The sequence below is a fragment of the Roseomonas nitratireducens genome (assembly GCF_017813355.1).
GTDB classification, from domain to species: domain Bacteria; phylum Pseudomonadota; class Alphaproteobacteria; order Acetobacterales; family Acetobacteraceae; genus Neoroseomonas; species Neoroseomonas nitratireducens.
The window spans coordinates 105,424-124,140 of sequence record NZ_JAGIYZ010000003.1; the positions used below are offsets into that span (position 1 = coordinate 105,424).

16 protein-coding genes are annotated in these 18,717 nt (G+C 70.7%); 15 read left to right on the plus strand and 1 reads right to left on the minus strand.

Annotated features, from left to right (window positions below; all coding sequences use genetic code 11):
* Window positions 1–246: 246 nt before the first annotated feature.
* Entirely contained in the window at window positions 247–1,434 is a 1,188-nt protein-coding gene (locus tag J5Y09_RS04885) for a glycosyltransferase family 2 protein (protein WP_209350630.1), read from the plus strand.
* A gap of 3 nt (window positions 1,435–1,437) precedes the next feature.
* Here the strand turns inward: J5Y09_RS04885 and J5Y09_RS04890 are convergent, their stop codons facing one another.
* Window positions 1,438–1,890, minus strand: coding sequence for a GtrA family protein (locus J5Y09_RS04890; RefSeq protein ID WP_209350631.1), 453 nt, complete (start codon window positions 1,888–1,890; stop codon window positions 1,438–1,440).
* An 82-nt stretch (window positions 1,891–1,972) separates the two neighbouring features.
* Here J5Y09_RS04890 and J5Y09_RS04895 point away from each other — a divergent pair, with 82 nt between their 5' ends.
* The 14 genes from J5Y09_RS04895 (at window position 1,973) to J5Y09_RS04960 (ending at window position 18,652) form a co-directional block, all read left to right on the plus strand.
* A complete protein-coding gene (locus J5Y09_RS04895; protein ID WP_209350632.1) occupies window positions 1,973–2,830 on the plus strand; it encodes an NAD(P)-dependent oxidoreductase in 858 nt (285 codons plus the stop codon).
* Between the two features lie 71 nt (window positions 2,831–2,901).
* On the plus strand, window positions 2,902–3,876 hold the full coding sequence (locus tag J5Y09_RS04900) for a DctP family TRAP transporter solute-binding subunit (RefSeq protein WP_209350633.1): 975 nt from the start codon (window positions 2,902–2,904) through the stop codon (window positions 3,874–3,876).
* Window positions 3,873–4,355: a TRAP transporter small permease gene (locus J5Y09_RS04905; protein ID WP_209350634.1), complete on the plus strand. Its 483-nt coding sequence runs from the start codon at window positions 3,873–3,875 to the stop codon at window positions 4,353–4,355. The genes J5Y09_RS04900 and J5Y09_RS04905 overlap by 4 nt, the downstream gene beginning before the upstream one ends.
* Entirely contained in the window at window positions 4,352–5,638 is a 1,287-nt protein-coding gene (locus J5Y09_RS04910) for a TRAP transporter large permease (protein ID WP_209350635.1), read from the plus strand. The genes J5Y09_RS04905 and J5Y09_RS04910 overlap by 4 nt, the downstream gene beginning before the upstream one ends.
* A gap of 55 nt (window positions 5,639–5,693) precedes the next feature.
* Entirely contained in the window at window positions 5,694–7,289 is a 1,596-nt protein-coding gene (locus tag J5Y09_RS04915) for an ABC transporter substrate-binding protein (RefSeq protein WP_209350636.1), read from the plus strand.
* Between the two features lie 76 nt (window positions 7,290–7,365).
* Window positions 7,366–8,955: an ABC transporter substrate-binding protein gene (locus tag J5Y09_RS04920; protein WP_209350637.1), complete on the plus strand. Its 1,590-nt coding sequence runs from the start codon at window positions 7,366–7,368 to the stop codon at window positions 8,953–8,955.
* Window positions 8,956–9,021: 66 nt separating this feature from the next.
* Window positions 9,022–10,614, plus strand: a complete 1,593-nt coding sequence (locus J5Y09_RS04925; protein WP_209350638.1) for an ABC transporter substrate-binding protein — start codon at window positions 9,022–9,024, stop codon at window positions 10,612–10,614.
* 14 nt (window positions 10,615–10,628) lie between these two features.
* Window positions 10,629–12,215 (plus strand): ABC transporter substrate-binding protein, encoded by a 1,587-nt coding sequence (locus J5Y09_RS04930; RefSeq protein ID WP_245216847.1) that lies wholly within the window; start codon window positions 10,629–10,631, stop codon window positions 12,213–12,215.
* A gap of 179 nt (window positions 12,216–12,394) precedes the next feature.
* Window positions 12,395–13,999: an ABC transporter substrate-binding protein gene (locus J5Y09_RS04935; RefSeq protein ID WP_209350640.1), complete on the plus strand. Its 1,605-nt coding sequence runs from the start codon at window positions 12,395–12,397 to the stop codon at window positions 13,997–13,999.
* Window positions 14,000–14,023: 24 nt separating this feature from the next.
* Window positions 14,024–14,965, plus strand: coding sequence for an ABC transporter permease (locus J5Y09_RS04940; RefSeq protein WP_209350641.1), 942 nt, complete (start codon window positions 14,024–14,026; stop codon window positions 14,963–14,965).
* On the plus strand, window positions 14,965–15,894 hold the full coding sequence (locus J5Y09_RS04945) for an ABC transporter permease (protein WP_245216848.1): 930 nt from the start codon (window positions 14,965–14,967) through the stop codon (window positions 15,892–15,894). The genes J5Y09_RS04940 and J5Y09_RS04945 overlap by 1 nt, the downstream gene beginning before the upstream one ends.
* 5 nt (window positions 15,895–15,899) lie before the next feature.
* Entirely contained in the window at window positions 15,900–16,889 is a 990-nt protein-coding gene (locus J5Y09_RS04950) for an ABC transporter ATP-binding protein (RefSeq protein ID WP_209350642.1), read from the plus strand.
* On the plus strand, window positions 16,886–17,917 hold the full coding sequence (locus tag J5Y09_RS04955; protein WP_209350643.1) for an ABC transporter ATP-binding protein: 1,032 nt from the start codon (window positions 16,886–16,888) through the stop codon (window positions 17,915–17,917). Before J5Y09_RS04950 ends, J5Y09_RS04955 begins: the two co-directional genes overlap by 4 nt.
* A 231-nt stretch (window positions 17,918–18,148) precedes the next feature.
* A complete protein-coding gene (locus J5Y09_RS04960; protein WP_198375530.1) occupies window positions 18,149–18,652 on the plus strand; it encodes a (2Fe-2S)-binding protein in 504 nt (167 codons plus the stop codon).
* The last annotated feature ends 65 nt before the right edge of the window (window positions 18,653–18,717 follow it).

Genomic DNA, 18,717 nt, shown 5'->3' on the forward strand with positions numbered 1-18,717 from the left:
CGCCCGGGTGTTGCGCCGGGGGGGGGCGCGGCGTCACCGGGGTTCGCATCATTAGGCGTGTTCGTGTCGCGAGGTTAGGACAAAGACTAAGATATTTACAAGTTTTTAAGACTTTCTTGCCCTGACCCTCACGCACAGAACGCATCCTAGCACGCGATTCATCAAGCCGGGGTTGCCGAAACCCCGCGGCGGGCCCATCCGAAGGCGGCGCCCGGCGGGGCCCGGCGCGCGGGAGGACGTGGCGGCATGGACGTGATCATGGCCGGTGAGGCCGAGGCCGGGACGGTCGAGCTCACAATCCTCATGCCTTGCCTGAACGAGGCCGAGACGATCGGCACCTGCGTCGAGAAGGCGATGGGCTACCTCGCCCGCAGCGGCGTCGCCGGCGAAGTGCTGGTCGCCGACAACGGCAGCACCGACGGCAGCCAGGCGATCGCCGAGCGGCTGGGCGCGCGCGTGGTCCCGGTGCCCGAGCGCGGTTACGGCGCTGCGCTGATCACCGGCATCCGCGCCGCCCGCGGGCGCTTCGTCGTCATGGGCGACAGCGACGATTCCTACGATTTCTCCGCCCTCGACCCGTTCCTGGCCAAGCTGCGGGACGGCTTCGACCTGGTCATGGGCAACCGCTTCCGCGGCGGGATCAAGCCCGGCGCCATGCCGCCGCTGCACCGCTACCTCGGCAACCCGGTGCTCTCGACCATCGGGCGGGTCTTCTACGGCAGCCCAGTCGGCGACTTCCATTGCGGCCTGCGCGGCTTCCGGCGGGAGGCGATGCTCGCGCTCGACCTGCGCGCGCCGGGGATGGAATTCGCCTCCGAGATGGTGGTGAAGGCGACGATGCAGGGGCTGCGCATCGCCGAGGTGCCCACGACGCTGTCCAAGGATGGGCGGTCGCGGCCGCCGCATCTGCGTTCCTGGCGCGATGGCTGGAGGCATCTGCGCTTCCTGCTGGTGTTCTGCCCGCGCTGGCTGTTCCTCTATCCCGGGCTGGCGCTGGCGCTGGCGGGGTTGGCGACGATGGCGGCGCTGCTGCCGGGCCCGGCGCGTGCCTTCGGCCTGACCTTCGACGTGCATACATTGTTGTATGCATCGGGTGCGACGGTGATGGGCTTCCAGGCGGTGCAGTTCTGGGTGTTTTCCCGGATCTACGGGGCGCAGATGGGCATGGTGCCGGAGTCCCGCGCGCTCAACGCCGCGCTCGCGCGCTTCGGGCTCGAACCCGCGCTGATCGTGGCCGGCATCCTGGTGCTCACCGGCCTCGGCCTCGGCCTGGGCACGGTCGCGATCTGGGGCGCGGAGCGCTTCGGGGAGTTGCGCGGGACGGGGGCGCTGCGGCTCGCCATCGCCTCGGTCACCGCCATGCTGCTTGGCCTGCAGCTGGCCTTCGGCGCCTTCTTCGTCGCCGTGCTGGGGATGATGCGCCCGCGCGGCTGACGCTCAGCGGGGCGCGAAGACCAAGGCGCGCGAGAGGAAGAAGTTCGCGAACATCCCCGCGACCGACCCCGCCGCGACACCGAGCACCGGCCAGGACGCGACCAGCGGCACCCAGGTGACGAGCGCGGCGTAGGTCCCGTAGTTCAGCGCGAAGCCGCCCAGGTTCACCAGCACGAACAGCGCCCATTGCCGGTGCGCCGCCGCCCCGCCAGCGCGGTGCCGGAAGGTCCAGACCCGGTTGAGCAGCCAGGTGGTGGTCGCCGCCGTCACGTAGGAGATGGCGCGCCCGCCATATAGCCCGGCGCCGAGCGCCAGCGCCCCGTAGAGCACGGCGGTGTCGACCACGAAGCCGATCGTCCCGACGATGCCGAAGCGCAGGAATTCCTGCGCCAGCGCCGCCCGGGCCGGGCCGAGCAGGCGGACCAGCAGGGGGCCGATCAGGGGCAGGTCGCTCATGCCGCGTCTGTAGGGCGGCCGCGGCCGCTTGCCCAGCCCCGGGGGCGCTGTCACGGTGACCCGCGAATCGGGGAGAATGGCGATGGTCGCGGTGGTCGGGCTCGGCAACATGGGCCTTGCGATGCTGCGCCGGCTGGTCGCCGCGGGACGCACGCCGCGGGCCTGGGACCTCGAGGAGGAACGGCGCGCCGCAGCGGCCGCCGCGGGCGCCGCGGTGCCGGGCGGGCTGGGCGGCGCGGTCGGGCCCGAGGTCATCCTCTCCCTGCCCGATGCGGGGGCGGTCGGCACGGTGCTCTCCGCGATCCTGCCGGTGCTGTCCAAGGGCAGCGTCATCATCGACACCTCCACCCTCGCGCCCGCCGAGGCGCGCGGCTTCGCCGCGACGGCCGAGGGCTGGGGCTGCGCCTATCTCGACGCGCCGGTCTCGGGCGGGCCGGCCGGGGCGGCGGCGGGCACGCTCGCGATGATGATCGGCGGGGATGGCGCGGCGCTCGCGCGCGCGCGGCCGGTGATCGACCTGCTCGCGGCCAAGGTGCTGCACATCGGCCCCTCCGGCGCGGGGCAGGTGGCCAAGCTCGTGAACAACCTGCTGGTCGCGACCAACCTCGTCGTCTCGGCCGAGGCGCTGCGGCTCGGCGCGGCGGCGGGCGTGGCGCCGGAGGCGCTGCTGCCGGTGATCAACGGCGCGACCGGCCGCTCTGCCGCCACCGAGGTGAACTGGCCGCGCTGGATCCTGTCCGAGACCTTCGATTCCGGATTCTCGGCCGGGCTGATGCGCAAGGATGTGCGCCTCGCGCTCGGGCTCGCGGCTTCGGTCGGCGCGCCGCTCGACGCCACCGCGCGCGCCGCCGCGGCGTGGGAAGCGCTGCGCGACGCGGTCCCGGACGAGGCCGATTTCAACCGCCTGGCCGCGGCGGTCTTCGCGCCGCCCGAGGCGTGACGGGCCGGGCGGGGTATTGAGGCGCGCGGCGAAGGGGCCGATGCTGCGTCGCATCAGCCCCGGAGGCCCGCATGATCGCCCGTCGCCCGCTTCTCGCCGGCCTGCTCGCCGCGCCGGCCATCACCCGCGGCGCGGCGGCGCAGACGCGCCTGCGGCTCGCCCATGTGCTGCAGCCGACGCATTCCTGGCACCTCGCCGCCGAGGGCTTCGCGCGGGAGGCGACTGAACGCTCCGGCGGGCGGCTGGCGGTGCAGGTCTTCCCCGGCGCGCAGCTCGGCCAGAACCGGCAGGCGCTGGAAGGCGTGCAGACCGGCACGATCGAGCTCGCGCTGGTCGGGTCGTCGGACCTCAACACCTTCGAGCCGCGCTTCGGCATCATCGAGATGCCCTATGCCTGGCTGTCGCGCGAACAGGCCTTCGCGGCGCTGGAAGGCCCGCTGGGCCAGGCGCTCGGGCGGCTGGTGGAAGCCAGGGGCATGGTCGATCTCGGCCTGTGGGAGAACGGCTTCCGGCACGTGACCAACCGGCGCCAGCCGATCGTCCAGCCGGCCGACCTGCGCGGGCTCAAGATCCGCACCCCGCCGGACCGCGTGCGGGTGGACACCTTCAAGGCGCTGGGGGCGGAACCGGCGCCGCTCGCCTTCGGCGAGCTCTACGCGGCCCTGCAGCAGGGGCTGTTCGACGCGCAGGAGAACCCGCTCTCGATCATCTTCACCTCCTCCTTCTTCGAGGTGCAGCGCTTCATGTCCATGACCGGCCATGTCTGGGGTGGGGCGCATCTGATGGGATCGAAGCGCGTGCTGGACCGGCTGCCCGCCGCCGACCGCGCGCTGCTGGGCGAGCTGGGTCGCAAATGGGGCGTGGCGCAGCGCCGCATGATCGAGGAGAGCGACGCCGACTTCCTGGCGAAGCTGCGCGAGAAGGGCATGCAGGTGAACGAGGTGGACAAGCCCGCCTTCCAGCGCGCCGTGCAGCCTGTGTGGCAGCAATACGAGGCGACCTTCGGGCCGGAGGTCATGGCGCTGTACCGGCGCGCGGTGGCGTGACGGCGCTGCGCCGGGCGGCGTCGGCGGCGGCCTCGGCCTGCATGGCGATCGCGGCGCTGCTGACCGCGGCGATCGCGGCGGTGGTGTTCTGGACCGTTGTCTCCCGCTTCGCCTTCGGCCGCACGCCCAGCTGGACCGAGGAACTGCCGCGCATCCTGATGGTCTGGGCGGTGTTCATCGGCCTCGTTTCCACCACCGCTCGAGGGGTGAACCTCGAGGCCGGGTTGCTCGATTTGTGGGCGCGCGGGGCGCGGATGCGCGCCGCCTGCCGGTGCCTGGCGGAAGTGCTGGTCGCGGCCTTCGCCCTGGTGCTCGCGGCGACGGCGTCCGAGATGGCCGAGATCACCTGGACCTCCACCACCCCGGCGCTCGAGGTGCCGGCGGCGATCTTCTACCTGCCCGTCGCGATCGGCGGCGCGCTGGCGGCGCTGCTGCAGGTGCCGCGCGTGATCGACGCGGCGGCGGCGCTGCGGCGGTGACCATCGGCGTCACCACGCTGCTGGCGCTGTTCGCCATCACGCTGCTGCTCGACGTGCCGATCGCCTTCGGGCTGGGGCTCGCCGCGCTGGGCTACCTGCTGATCTTCGACGCGGCGCCGGTGCTGGTGGTGGCGCAGCGCATGGTGGGCGGGCTCGATTCCTTCCCGCTGCTGGCGATCCCGCTGTTCCTGCTGGCGGGCAACCTGATGACCGGGGCGGGGCTGACCAAGCGCATCGCCGACCTGTGCGTCGCGCTGGTGGGGCATCTTCGCGGCGGGCTGGGGGCGGCGGCGGTGATGGGCTGCGCGCTGTTCAGCGCGCTGTCGGGTTCCTCCATCGCCGATGTGGTGGCGATCGGGGGCATCATGCTGCCGGCCATGGCGCGGCAGGGTTATCCGGCGGGGTTTTCCTGCGCGCTGCTGGGTTCGGCCGGCACGCTGGGGCAGGTGATCCCGCCCTCGATCGTCATGGTCGTCTACGCCACGCTGACCAATGCCTCGGTCGGGCAGCTGTTCCTGGCCGGCTTCATCCCCGGGGCGGTGCTGGCGGGGCTGATGATGGCGACGACCGTGGTGCTGGCGAAGCGCCATGGCTGGGGCGCGGCGGCGGAACCCTTCAGCGGGCGGCGCGCGCTGGCCGCCCTGCGGGCGAGCGCGCTGGCGCTGGTCGTGCCGCTGATCATCGTGGGTGGCATCCGCGCCGGCCTCGCCACGCCGACCGAGGCGGCGGGCCTCGCGGTCGCCTACGCCCTCGTGATCGGGCTGCTGGTGGAACGCAGCATGGGCTGGCGCGACATCTGGGCGGCGCTGCGCGACGCGGCCGAAGGGACCACGGCGATCCTGTTCGTGATCGCCACGGCTTCCCTGTTCGGCTGGATCCTGGCGGCCGAGCGCATGCCGCAGGCGATCACCTCCGCCATCACCGGCTGGACGGACAGCCGCGCCATGGTGCTGCTGCTGCTGACCATCGTGCTGCTGGTCCTGGGCACCTTCATGGAGGCATTGGCCACCGTCATCATCCTCGCCCCGGTGCTGATGCCGCTGCTCACGGCCTATCGCATCGACCCGGTGCATTTCGGGCTGCTGCTGATCATCAACGTCTCGATCGGCGGGGCGACGCCGCCGCTCGGCGTCAACCTGATGGCGGCCTGCCGGCTGGCCGGAATCCGGGAGGTCGAGACCTATCGCTGGCTGCTGCCGCTGCTCGGCGTGCTGACGCTCGGGCTGCTGGTGATGACCTTCTGGGAGGATTCGGTGATGGCGCTGCCGCGCTGGATCGGCTGACCGCGCTGCGCTAGACACTTCGCAGGCTTCAATCCGGATGCGGAGACCCACAAGGATGTTCCGACGCGACCTGCTGGCGGGCGCCGCCGCCGCCGCGGCCCTGCCGCGCATCGCCATCGCGCAGACCGCCGCCGCGCGCACGCTGCGCTACGTGCCGCACGCCAATCCGGGCAACATCGACCCCTTCACCAACACGGCCTTCGTGGCGCGCGACCACGCCTTCCTGGTCTACGACCAGCTCTATGGCATGGACGAGCAGTTCCGCCCGCAGCCGCAGATGGTCCAGGGCCATGTGGTCGAGAATGACGGGCTGCTGTGGCGCTTCACGCTGCGCGAGGGGCTGAAGTTCCACGACGGCACGCCGGTGCGCGGGCGGGACTGCATCGCGTCCATCCGCCGCTGGGGCCGCCGCGACGCCTTCGGGCAGGAGCTGATGGCGCGCGTCGCCGACATGACGGAGGAAAGCGACCGCGTCTTCGCGATCCGCCTCAGCCGCGCCTTCCCCAAGATGCTCGAGGCTTTCAGCAAGGTCACCACAAGCTGCCTGTTCGTGATGCCGGAGCGTCTGGCCAACGTCGATCCCTTCACCAACATCGCGGAAGCCGTGGGCAGCGGCCCCTTCCGCTTCGTGCAGAACGAATGGGTGCCGGGCTCCTCGCTGGTCTATGCGCGCAACCCGGACTACGTGCCGGTCGCCTCCGGCACGCCCTCGATGACGGCGGGCCCCAAGGTCGCGCATTTCGACCGCGTGGAATGGCGGATCATCCCCGACGCCTCGACCGCGGCCGCGGCGCTGCAGGCGGGGGAGATCGACTGGTGGGAACAGCCGACGGCGGACCTGTTCCCGCTGGTGGCGCGCAACCGCAACATCGCCGTCGACATCATCAACGGCACCGGCCTGATCGGGATCTTCCGCCCGAACCACCTGACCGCGCCCTTCAACAACCCGGCCGTGCGCCGCGCGGTGCTGACGGCGATCAACCAGATCGACTTCATGACCGCCGTGATCGGCGAGGCGGGCGTGCCCGGCCGGACCAACCTGCGGCGGGAAGGGATCGGCTATTTCGCGCCGGAAAGCCCCTCGGCCTCGACCGTCGGGCTCGACCGGCTGCGCAAGAGCATCGACGCGGCGCGGGCCGAACTGCAGGCGGCGGGCGCGATGGGCGCGCGGCTCGTCCTGCTGAACGCGACGGACCTGGCATCGATCAACGCGGCGACGCTGGTCGGCGCCGACCTGTTCCGCCGCATGGGCTTCAACGTGGACCTGGTCAGCGCGGACTGGGGCACGGTGGTCACGCGGCGCGCCAGCAGGAATCCGCTCGAGCAGGGCGGCTGGTCCGGCTTCTTCACCTTCTGGAGCGGCGTCGACCACTGGAACCCCGCGAGCCATGCCTCGATCCGCGGCCATGGCGACGGGGCCTGGCCGGGCTGGCCGACCATCCCGGCGATCGAGGCGCAGCGCAACGCGTGGTTCGACGCGCCGAACGACGCCGCCGCGCTCGCCGCCACGACCGAGATGCAGCGCATCGCCTTCGAGGAAGTGCCCTACGTGCCGACGGGCATGTACTACCAGCCGACCGCCTATCGTCGGAACCTGACCGGCATGCTCAAGGGCCAGCCGCCGCTGTTCTGGAACGTCCGGCGGACGTGATGGGGGCGGGGCTCCGCGCGGCTTGCGCGGGGCCCGCCGATCTGGTCAAGACGGGCGCCCGTTCCGGAGTTGGCCGATGCAACGACGTGCCCTGATCGCCGCGGTCCTCGCGCTGCCCGCGCTGGCGCGGCCGGCGCTCGGGCAGGGGACGGCGGCGGCGCCGAGGACGCTGAAGTTCGTCCCGCAGGCCGACCTCGCGGTGCTCGACCCCATCGTCACCACAGCGAATGTCACGCGCCTGCACGGCTTCGCGGTGTTCGACACGCTGTACGGCCTCGATGCCGACTACGCGCCCGCGCCCCAGATGGCCGAGGGCCATACGGTCGAGAATGACGGCCGGCGCGTGGCCATCCGCCTGCGCGAAGGCCTGAAGTTCCACGACGGGGAGGCGGTGCGCGCGCAGGATTGCGTCGCCTCCATCCGCCGCTGGGCGCAGCGCGACGCGATGGGCCAGGCGCTGATGGCCCGTACGGAGGAGATCGCGGCGACCGACGAGCGGACCATCCTGTTCCGCCTCTCGCGCCCCTTTCCGCGGCTGTTCGACGCGCTCGCCAAGGTGACCGCGCCGGTCTGCTTCATCATGCCCGAGCGGCTGGCCGAGACCGACCCGACCCGGCCGGTGACCGAGATGATCGGCAGCGGCCCCTTCCGCTACCTGGCCGATGAACGCGTCCCCGGCGGGCGCATCGCCTATGCCCGCTTCGACGGCTACGTGCCGCGCGCGGAAGGCGCTGCGGCCTGGACCGCGGGACCCAAGCGCGCGCTGTTCGACCGCGTCGAATGGCATGTGCAGCCGGATGCGGCGAGCGCCTCCGCCGCGCTGCAGGCGGGCGAGGTCGATTGGTGGGAGAACCCGTCCTCCGACCTCCAGCCCACGCTGCGGCGCAACCGCAACATCGTGATGGAGATCCCCGACCCGACCGGCTTCGTCGGCATGGCGCGCTTCAACCACCTCCATCCCCCCTTCGACCGCGCGGTGATCCGCCGCGCGCTGCTCGGCGCGGTCAACCAGGGGGAGTTCATGCAGGCGGTGATCGGGGAGGATCGCAGCCTCTGGCGCGACGATGTCGGCTTCTTCGCCCCGGGCACGCCGCTCGCGAGCGAGGAAGCGCTCGGCCCCCTGACCTCGGCGCGCGACATCGAGCGGGTGAAGCGCGAGATCGCCGAGGCCGGCTATGGCGGGGAGAAGGTCGTGCTGCTCGCGCCGAACGACTTCCCGACGCTCTCGGCGCTCGCGAATGTGGGTGCGGGGATGCTGCGGCAGGTCGGCTTCGACGTGGAGGTCTTCTCGGCCGACTGGGCCGCGGTGGTGCAGCGCCGCGCGCGGCGGGAAGCGCCGGAGCGCGGCGGCTGGAGCATGTTCTTCACCTTCTGGGCCGGGCTCGACACCGCGCATCCGGGCGTGCACCAGGCGATGCGGGGCACTGGCGAGCGCGCCTGGTTCGGCTGGCCGACCATGGCGAAGATGGAGGAGCTGCGCGGCGCCTGGCTCGACGCGCCGGACCTGCCCGCGCAGCAGCGCATCGCGCGGGAGATGCAGGCCGAGGCGATGCGGGAGGCCCCCTACCTGCCGCTTGGGCAGTATTTCCAGGCCACTGCCTATCGCCGCGGCATCTCCGGCATGGTGAAGGGGCTGCCCGTGTTCTGGAACCTTCAGCGCAGCTGATCCCAGGGTTGCCGTCCTCGCCCGCGGCTGGTCAGATGCCGTCCGACTGGGGCTGGGAGAACAGTGATGAACCGTCGTGACCTGCTGAAGGCGGGTGCCGCCGCCGGCGCGGCCGGCGCGTTGCCGCGCTTCGCGACCGCGCAGCCGGCGCAGAACCGCGTCCTGAAGATGGTGCCGCAGGCGAACCTGACGAGCCTCGACCCGATCTGGACGACGGCGAACATCACCCGCAATCACGGGCACATGATCTACGACAGCCTCTACGGGATGGACGCGGAGTTCCGCGCCCAGCCGCAGATGGCCGAGGGCCATGTGGTGGAGGATGAGGGCAAGGTCGTCACCATCACGCTCCGCCCTGGATTGAAGTTCCACGATGGCGAGCCGGTCCGCGCGCAGGACGTGGTGCCGTCCATCAACCGCTGGATGCGGCGGAACCCCTTCGGGCAGAAGCTGGCGACGGTCGTCGATGCGCTCGAGGTGGTGGACGACCGGCGCGTGCGCTTCAAGCTCAAGCGCGCCTTCCCGCTGCTGTTCAAGGCGCTCGGCCAGGTCTCCAACAGCCCGGCCTTCATCATGCCGGAACGGCTCGCGCGCACCGATCCGTTCCAGCAGGTGCGCGAGGCGGTCGGCTCCGGTCCCTTCCGCTTCAAGGCGGACGAGTTCAATTCCGGCAGCCTCGTGGTCTATGAGCGCAACCGGGACTACGTGCCGGTTTCCTCCGGCACGCCGAGCCTGACGGCGGGCCCGAAGATCGCGCATTTCGATCGCGTCGAGTGGCAGATCATCGTCGACGCCGCGACCGCGGCCGCCGCGCTGCAGACGGGCGAGATCGACTGGTACGAGCAGCCGCCGCCCGAGATCCAGCAGTTGCTGCGCCGCAACCGGAACGTCGCGATCGAGGCGATCGACCCGCTGCCGCTGACCGGCATCCTGCGCTTCAACCACCTGCACGGGCCCTTCAACGACAAGAAGATGCGCCAGGCGATCCTTCCGGCGGTCAGCCAGGAGGACTTCATGCAGGCGGTGGTCGGCACCGATGCGGCGCTGTTCCGGACCGGCGTCGGCCTGTTCACGCCCGGCACGCCGCTGGCGAACGACGAGGCGCTGGACGCGCTGCGCGGGCCGCGCAGCCTCGACCGCGCCCGCGCGCTGATGCGCGAGGCCGGCTACACCAACCAGCCGATGCGCCTGATCGGCCCGACCGACATCCTCGCCCCCGCGGCCATGACGCAGGTGGGCGCGGACCTGGTGCGCCGGCTCGGCTTCAACGCCGACATCGTGCTGACCGACTGGGGCACGACGGTGCAGCGCCGCACCTCCCGCGAGCCGGTCGACCGCGGCGGCTGGAGCATGCTGTTCACCTCCTTCTCCTCGGTCGATTTCGTCGATCCGGCGGCGCATTTCCCGATGCGCGGCAACGGCAGCAACGCCTGGTTCGGCTGGCCCGACATCCCGCGCCTGGAGGAACTGCGCGACGCCTGGTTCGAGGCGCCGGACCTGCCGACCGAACAGCGCCTGGCGCGCGAGATGCAGCGCGTCGCGATGGACGAGCTGCCCTATGTCCCGGTCGGCTCGTACCTGTCCATGACGGCGCTGCGGCGGAACCTGACCGGGCGCGTGCCGGGGCTGGCGCTGTACTGGGGCATCCGCAGGACCTGAGGGGAGAGATGGCCATGGAACGCAGGACCTTCCTCGGCGCGGCGGCGGGCATCGCCGCCGGCGGCACGGCCGCGCCCGCGATCGCGCAGGGGGCTGCCGCGCGCACGCTGCGCGTCATCCCGCAGGCGAACCTGACCAGCCTGGACCCGATCTGGACCACCGCTGTCGTCACGCGCAACAACGCCTTCCTGATCTACGACCAGATCTGCGCGACCGACAATTCCGGCGCGGTGAAGCCGCAGATGGCCGAAGGCTGGGACGTGTCCCAGGACCAGCTGACCTGGACCTTCCGCCTGCGCGACGGGCTGATGTTCCACGACGGCGAAAGGGTGCTGGCGAAGGATTGCGTTGCCTCGATCGACCGCTGGCGGCGGCGCGATCCCTTCATGCAGGTGCTCTGGCCCAACATCGCGGAAGTCGCGGCGGTGGACGACCGGACCTTCCGCTTCAGGCTGCATCGCCCGACGCCGCTGCTGCTGATGGCGCTCGGCCAGACGCAGTTCCCCTGCTTCGTGATGCCCGAGCGCATCGCCCAGACGGACGCCTTCCAGCAGATCCGCGACACGGTCGGGTCGGGCCCCTTCCGCTTCCTGCGCGACGAATGGAATCCCGGCCAGCGCGCCGCCTGGGCGAAGAACGAGCGCTACGTGCCGCGGCAGGAGCCGGTCGACGGGCTGGCCGGCGGGCGCGTGCCGCGCATCGACCGCGTCGAGTGGACGATCATCACCGACCCCGCGACGAGTGCCAACGCCATCGCGCAGGGGGAGCACGACTACTGGGAGTACCCGCTGCACGACCTGCTGCCGATGCTGCGGCGCAACCGCAACGTCGTGGTCGAGCAGCGCCTGACCGACGGCACCTACGGCGTCGCCCGCTTCAACACGCTGCAGCCGCCCTTCAACAACCCCGCCATCCGCCGCGCCGTGGCGATGGCGATCGACCAGCGCGACTACCTGCGCGCGGTCGCCGGCGACGACCCGGCCGGCTGGGGCGTGTGCGAGGGCGTGTTCACCTGCGACACGCCGCTCGCCAACGAGGTGGGCAGCGACGTCCTCAAGGTGCGCAACATCGACCGCGCCCGCGCCGCGCTGCGGGAAGCGGGCTACAACAACGAGAAGGTCGTGCTGATCGCGCCGGGCGACTACCCGCAGATCAACGCGCTGTCGCTGATGACTGCGGACGTGCTGCGCCGGCTCGGCATGAACCTCGAGCTGATCGCAGCCGACTGGGGCACGCTCGTGCAGCGGCGCACCTCGCGCGAGCCGGTGGAGCGCGGCGGGTGGAGCATCATCCACACCACCTCCTCCGGCCAGTCGCTGGCGCTGCCGGTCTTCCACCTGTTCCTTCGCGCGAACGGCAACGACGCCTGGTTCGGCTGGCCGAACGTGCCGGAGGTCGAGCGCCTGCGCGCCGAATGGGTGGAGAAGGGCGGCGATCCCGCCGAAGGCCGCCGGATCGGGGAGGCGCTGAACCGCGAGGCGATGAACGCGATGTACTACGTCCCCCTCGGCTACTACTGGCAGCCCTCGGCCTGGCGGCGGAACGTCACGGGAATGTTCCGCGCCCCGGCGACGGTGTTCTGGAACATCGGCAAGAGCTGAGACTTTCTGGCACGCCCGGTGCAAGGCCCCCCCGGTCCTCCGAGGGGGCCGGGGCGAAGCCATGACGGCGCCTGCTCCAGCCCCCTGGCCGGGTGCTGGTCGGGCGCACACGGATGATGCAATGTGACCGGCAACCGGGCAGGGGAGGCCTTGCCTGGACGCCAACAGGGAGAGTTTGTATGGACCGCAGAACGTTCCTCAAGGCCGGCGCCGGCGTGGCCGCGATCGGCTCGGCCGGCGGGCTTTCCGCCCCGGCCCTGTCGCAGAGCGCCGCGGCGCGCACGCTGCGCTTCGTGCCGCAGGCGAACCTCGCGAATTTCGACCCGATCTGGGGCACGCAGTACGTCGTGCGCAACGCCGCCTGCCTGGTGTGGGACACGCTGTACGGCTTCGACGCCAACCTGACGCCGCAGCGCCAGATGGTCGAGAGCGAGGAAGTCACCGACGGCGGCAAGACCTGGACCTTCAAGCTGCGGTCGGGCCTGCGCTTCCACGACGGGGAGCCGGTGCGCGCGCGCGACGTCGCAGCCAGCCTGAACCGCTGGGCGGTGCGCGACGGCATGGGCCAGATGATCCGCGCCATCCAGGAGGAACCGGTAAGCGCGGTGGACGACACCACCTTCCGCTGGCGCCTGAAGTCGCCCTACCCGAAGATGCTGGTCGCCCTCGGCAAGAACAACACGCCGATGGCCTTCATCATGCCCGAGCGGATCGCGCGCACCGATCCCTTCACGCAGGTGAGCGAGTTCATCGGCTCCGGCCCGATGCGGCTGGCGCGCAACGAGTGGGTGCCCGGTGCGAGGGCCGTCTTCACGAAGTTCGACGGCTACGTGCCGCGGCAGGAGCCGGCGTCCTGGCTCGCCGGCGGCAAGCGCATGATGGTCGACCGCGTCGAGTGGATCATCATGCCCGACCCGGCGACGGCCTCGGCCGCGCTGCAGAACAACGAGATCGACTGGTGGGAGACGCCGCTCACCGACCTGATCCCGACTCTGCGCCGCAACCGCAACATCATGGTCGACATCGCCGACCCGCTCGGCAACATCGGCTCCTTCCGGCTGAACCACCTGCACGCGCCGTTCAACGACGTGCGCGCGCGCCGCGCCATCGCCATGGCGCTCAGCCAGACCGACTACATGCAGGCGGTGGTGGGCGACGACCGCAGCCTGTGGCAGACGCTGCCGTCCTTCTTCACGCCGGGCACGCCGCTGTACACGGAAGCGGGCGGGGACATCCTGAAGGGGCCGCGCAACATCGACGCCGCCAAGCGCCTGCTGGCGGAATCGGGCTACAACGGCCAGCCGATCACGGTGCTGGTCGGCCAGGACCAGCCGCCGCTCAAGGCGATGGGCGAGGTGACCAACGCGCTGCTGCGCTCGCTCGGCATGACGGTGGACTTCGTCGCCACCGACTGGGGCACCGTGGGCCAGCGCCGCGCGGTGAAGGAGCCGCCGGGGCGTGGCGGCTGGCACATCTTCCACACCTGGCATGCCGGCGCGGACTGCATCAACCCGGCCGCCTACCTGGCGCTGCGCGCGCATGGCGACGGCGCCTGGTTCGGCTGGCCGAACGACACGGCGGTGGAAGCCGCCCGCGACAAGTGGTTCGACGCGCCGAACCTCGATGCCGAGAAGGCCGCGGTCGCGGAGATGAACGCCGCGGCGATGAACCACGTCACCTACGTGCCGACCGGCTTCTACAAGACCTACCAGGCATGGCGGCGCAACGTGACGGGCGTGATCGGCGCGCCGATCCCGTTCTTCTGGGGCGTGTCCAAGTCCTGACCAACTGACAGGTAATCCGCGATCATGTTCGCCTATGTCGTCCGACGCGTGCTGGCCACCATCCCCGTGATGGCGGTCGTCGCGCTGTTCGTCTTCAGCCTTCTCTACATCGCGCCGGGCGACCCGGCGGCGGTGATCGCGGGTGACCAGGCCACCCCGGAGGATGTCGAGCGCATCCGCGCCAGCCTCGGCCTCGACCGCCCCTACCTGGTGCGGTTCGGGGCCTGGGTGTTCGACATCCTGCGCGGCGATCTCGGCGTGTCGATCTTCACGAACCTGCCGGTGTCGCTGATGATCAAGCAGCGCCTCGAACCCACCCTGTCGCTGATGGTGGTCACGCTCATCCTCGCGGTCTCGATCGCGGTGCCGATGGGCGTGGTCGCGGCGGCGCGCGTCGGCACCTTCGTCGACAAGATGGTGATGGGCTTCGCGGTGCTGGGCTTCTCGGTGCCCGTCTTCGTGGTGGGCTACCTGCTCGCCTACGTCTTCGCGCTCGAGCTCGAATGGCTGCCGGTGCAGGGCTACACGCCCTTCAGCGAGGGCTTCGTCCCCTGGATCGAGAACCTGATCCTGCCCGCCATCGCGCTCGGGTCGGTCTACATCGCGCTGATCGCGCGCATCACCCGCGCGTCGATGCTCGAGGTGCTGCAGCAGGACTACATCCGGACCGCGCGCGCCAAGGGCGCGGGGCTGCGCAGCATCCTGTTCCTGCACGCGCTGAAGAACGCGGCGGTGCCGATCGTGACCGTCATCGGCATCGGCATCGCGCTGCTGATCGGCGGCGCCGTGGTGACCGAGAGCGTGTTCGCCATCCCCGGCCTGGGCCGCCTGACCGTGGATGCCATCCTGCGGCGCGACTACCCGGTGATCCAGGGCGTCGTGCTGCTGTTCTCCTTCACCTACGTGTTGGTCAACCTGCTGATCGACATCCTCTACACCCTGTTCGACCCGAGGATCCGCTACTGATGGCCTCCGCATCCGTCCTCAGCCCGGGCGACGTCTCGGCGGCCAATGTCGCCGCCGCGGCGCCGATGGGCGACATCATGCCGCCGGTGAAGGCACGCCGCGGCATCTGGGGCTTCCTGTACCGGAACCCCACCATCGCGATCGGCGGCAGCATCGTGCTGCTGATGGTGATCATGGCGGTGTTCGCGCCGCTGTTCTGGACCGTGGACCCGACCGCGCTGGCCCCGGCGCGCCGCACGCGGGAACCCTCGGCAGAATACTGGTTCGGCACGGACATGCTGGGCCGCGACGTCTATTCGCGCGTGATCTACGGCGCGCGCGTCTCGCTCATCGTCGGCTTCTCGGTGGCGATCTGCGCATCGATCATCGGCCTGACCATCGGCCTCGTCTCGGGCTTCGTGCGCTGGGCGGACAGCATCGTGATGCGCGTGATGGACGGCATGATGTCGATCCCGCCGATCCTGCTCGCGATCGCGCTGATGGCGCTGACGCGCGGGTCGGTCCAGAACGTGATCATCGCCATCACCATCGCCGAGGTGCCGCGCGTGTCGCGCCTGGTGCGCGGCGTGGTGCTGTCGCTGCGCGAACAGCCCTATGTGGACGCCGCGGTGGCGGCGGGCACGCGCACGCCGGTCATCATCTGGCGCCACATCCTGCCCAACACCATCGCCCCCATGACGGTGCAGGCGACCTTCATCTGCGCGTCCGCCATGATCACGGAATCCATCCTGTCCTTCATCGGCGCGGGCACGCCGCCGATCATCCCGTCCTGGGGGAACATCATGGCCGAGGGCCGCGCGCTCTGGCAGGTGAAGCCCTACATCGTGTTCTTCCCGGCCGTGTTCCTGTCGATCACCGTGCTTGCGGTGAACATGCTGGGCGATGGCCTGCGCGACACGCTCGACCCGCGCATGGCAAAGAGGATCTGAGCCCCATGGCCCTGCTCGAAGTCGACAACCTGCAGACCCATTTCCGGTCCCGCGACGGCATCAACCGCGCGGTGGACGGCGTGTCCTTCCACGTCGAGGCGCGCGAGACGGTCGCCATCGTGGGCGAATCCGGCTGCGGCAAGTCGGTCACCGCCATGTCCATCCTGCGGCTGATCCCCGAGCCGCCGGGCAAGATCGCGGGCGCCATCCGCTTCGAAGGCCGCGACCTGCTGAAGTGCACGGACCGCGAGATGCGCGCGATCCGCGGCAACGAGATCAGCATGATCTTCCAGGAGCCGATGACCTCGCTGAACCCGGTGCTGACCGTGGGGCGGCAGATCGGGGAGACGCTGCGCCTGCACCAGGGCCTCTCGGCCCAGGCGGCCGAAAACCGCGCGGTCGAGATGCTGAACCTGGTCGGCATCCCCGAAGCGCGGCGGCGCGTGCGCGAATACCCGCACCAGCTCTCGGGCGGGATGCGCCAGCGCGTGATGATCGCCATCGCGCTGGCCTGCAATCCCAAGCTGCTGATCGCGGACGAGCCCACCACGGCGCTGGACGTCACCATCCAGGCGCAGATCCTGGACCTGATGCGCGACCTCAAGCGCACGGTGGGCGCGGCGATCGTCATCATCACCCACGACCTCGGCGTCGTGGCCGAAGTGGCCGAGCGCGTGATCGTGATGTACGCCGGGCGCAAGGTCGAGGAAGCCGAGGTCGGCCGCCTCTTCCGCAATCCGCGCCACCCCTACACGCAGGGGCTGCTCGGATCGATGCCCAAGCTCGGCGCCTCGCTTACCGGCACCGAGACGCGGCTGCAGGAGATCCCCGGCGTGGTGCCGAGCCTGAAGCGCAAGCTGGAAGGCTGCGTCTTCGCCTCCCGCTGCGCGCACGCGACGGAACTGTGCACCAAGGTCGCCCCCGCGCTCGAGGAAAAGGCGCCGGGCCATATCGCGGCCTGCCACTACGCTCTCAAGGACGCACTCGCCGCATGAGCACCCCTATCCTCGAGGTCAACGACCTCAAGAAGCACTTCCCGATCCATGGCGGCTTCTTCGGCGGGCGCACCGGCTACGTCTATGCCGTGGACGGCGTGTCCTTCTCGATCGCCAAGGGGGAGACGCTGTCGTTGGTCGGCGAATCCGGCTGCGGCAAGTCCACCGTGGGCAAGGCCATCCTGCGCCTGTTCCCGATCACGGCCGGGCAGGTGAGCCTGGACGGCAAGCGGATCGACGACATGCCGGCGGGCACGCTGCGCCCGATGCGCCGGCGCATGCAGGTGGTCTTCCAGGACCCCTTCTCGAGCCTCAACCCGCGCATGCGCGTGCGCGACATCCTGGCCGAGCCGATCCGCAACTTCGGCCTGGCCAAGGACTCCGCGGACCTCGAGAAGCGCGTTGGCGACCTGATGGACCGCGTGCGCCTGCCGCGCGACGCGGTGGGCCGCTGGCCGCATGAATTCTCGGGCGGCCAGCGCCAGCGCATCTGCATCGCGCGCGCGCTCGCGGCCGACCCGGACCTGATCATCTGCGACGAGGCGGTCTCGGCACTCGACGTGTCGGTCAAGGCGCAGATCGTGAACCTGCTGCAGGACCTGCAGAAGGAACTCGGCCTGGCGATGCTGTTCATCAGCCACGACCTCGCGATCGTCGAGCACATGACGCACCGCGTGGCCGTGATGTATCTCGGCAAGATCGTCGAGGTCGCGCCCAAGCGCCAGCTTTTCGCGGCACCGAAGCACCCCTACACCGAGGCGCTTCTATCCGCCGTGCCGGTGCCCGAACCCGGCGCGCAGCGCGAGCGCATCATCCTGACCGGCGACGTGCCCTCGCCGATCAATCCGCCCAAGGGCTGCCGCTTCCACACGCGCTGCCCCTACGCCTTCGACCGGTGCAGCAAGGAGGAACCCTCGCTGCGCCCGACCGAGGAAGGCCATTTCGCCGCCTGCCACCTGCACGACCGGCCGGCGGCGGAGAACCCGCTCGCGGGCGCGCGCGGGGCGGCGGTCATCGCGCATCATTGACGGGCGGGGAGGGGCGTCAGGCTCCTCCCACCCCCAGCGCATCGCGGGGCGCGCTATCGGCCGGGCGCGCGCCCTCGCGGCATTTTTGAGATTCCCTCGCAAACGACGGACGGCACGCCATCTGCCCGCCCGTCGACGCTTGACGAGGCATGGGCGCCGGCGCGAGGCTTGCGCCCCATCGCACGGGCGCCACATGCCCGATCACCAACGGAACTCTCGGGGAGACGAACGATGCCGCAGGTCACGCTGACCGTGAACGGCCAGACCCACACGGCGGAGGTGGAGGGACGCACCCTCCTCGTCGAACTGCTGCGGGAGACGCTGCGCCTGACCGGCACGCATGTCGGCTGCGACACCAGCCAGTGCGGCGCCTGCGTCGTGCACATCAACGGCGAGAGCGTTAAGTCCTGCACCACGCTCGCCGTGATGGCGAATGGCGCGAACGTCACGACGATCGAGGGCCTCGCCAAGCCCGACGGCACGCTGCACCCGATGCAGGAAGCCTTCCGCGAATACCACGCCCTGCAGTGCGGCTTCTGCACGCCGGGCATGGTGATGTCCGCCATCGACCTCGTGCAGAAGAACCCGCAGGGCCTGACGGAACAGCAGATCCGCGAAGGGCTCGAGGGCAATCTCTGCCGCTGCACGGGCTACCACAACATCGTCAAGGCGATCGCCGCGGCGGCCGATGTGATGCACGGCAAGCGGAGCGAGATCGCGCGCGCGGCCGAATAGGCCGCGCCCCGGGCGCCCCGCGCGCCCCAAGAAGCGGCCCGGCAAATCCCGGGCCCCCAGAAAAA

What these genes read in the sequence shown, in the direction of transcription:
- J5Y09_RS04885 (WP_209350630.1), top strand. Translation starts at nt 247, where the DNA reads ATGGACGTGATCATGGCCGGTGAGGCCGAGGCCGGGACGGTCGAGCTC.
- J5Y09_RS04890 (WP_209350631.1), bottom strand. Translation starts at nt 1,890, where the DNA reads ATGAGCGACCTGCCCCTGATCGGCCCCCTGCTGGTCCGCCTGCTCGGC.
- J5Y09_RS04895 (WP_209350632.1), top strand. Translation starts at nt 1,973, where the DNA reads ATGGTCGCGGTGGTCGGGCTCGGCAACATGGGCCTTGCGATGCTGCGC.
- J5Y09_RS04900 (WP_209350633.1), top strand. Translation starts at nt 2,902, where the DNA reads ATGATCGCCCGTCGCCCGCTTCTCGCCGGCCTGCTCGCCGCGCCGGCC.
- J5Y09_RS04915 (WP_209350636.1), top strand. Translation starts at nt 5,694, where the DNA reads ATGTTCCGACGCGACCTGCTGGCGGGCGCCGCCGCCGCCGCGGCCCTG.
- J5Y09_RS04920 (WP_209350637.1), top strand. Translation starts at nt 7,366, where the DNA reads ATGCAACGACGTGCCCTGATCGCCGCGGTCCTCGCGCTGCCCGCGCTG.
- J5Y09_RS04925 (WP_209350638.1), top strand. Translation starts at nt 9,022, where the DNA reads ATGAACCGTCGTGACCTGCTGAAGGCGGGTGCCGCCGCCGGCGCGGCC.
- J5Y09_RS04930 (WP_245216847.1), top strand. Translation starts at nt 10,629, where the DNA reads ATGGAACGCAGGACCTTCCTCGGCGCGGCGGCGGGCATCGCCGCCGGC.
- J5Y09_RS04935 (WP_209350640.1), top strand. Translation starts at nt 12,395, where the DNA reads ATGGACCGCAGAACGTTCCTCAAGGCCGGCGCCGGCGTGGCCGCGATC.
- J5Y09_RS04940 (WP_209350641.1), top strand. Translation starts at nt 14,024, where the DNA reads ATGTTCGCCTATGTCGTCCGACGCGTGCTGGCCACCATCCCCGTGATG.
- J5Y09_RS04945 (WP_245216848.1), top strand. Translation starts at nt 14,965, where the DNA reads ATGGCCTCCGCATCCGTCCTCAGCCCGGGCGACGTCTCGGCGGCCAAT.
- J5Y09_RS04950 (WP_209350642.1), top strand. Translation starts at nt 15,900, where the DNA reads ATGGCCCTGCTCGAAGTCGACAACCTGCAGACCCATTTCCGGTCCCGC.
- J5Y09_RS04955 (WP_209350643.1), top strand. Translation starts at nt 16,886, where the DNA reads ATGAGCACCCCTATCCTCGAGGTCAACGACCTCAAGAAGCACTTCCCG.
- J5Y09_RS04960 (WP_198375530.1), top strand. Translation starts at nt 18,149, where the DNA reads ATGCCGCAGGTCACGCTGACCGTGAACGGCCAGACCCACACGGCGGAG.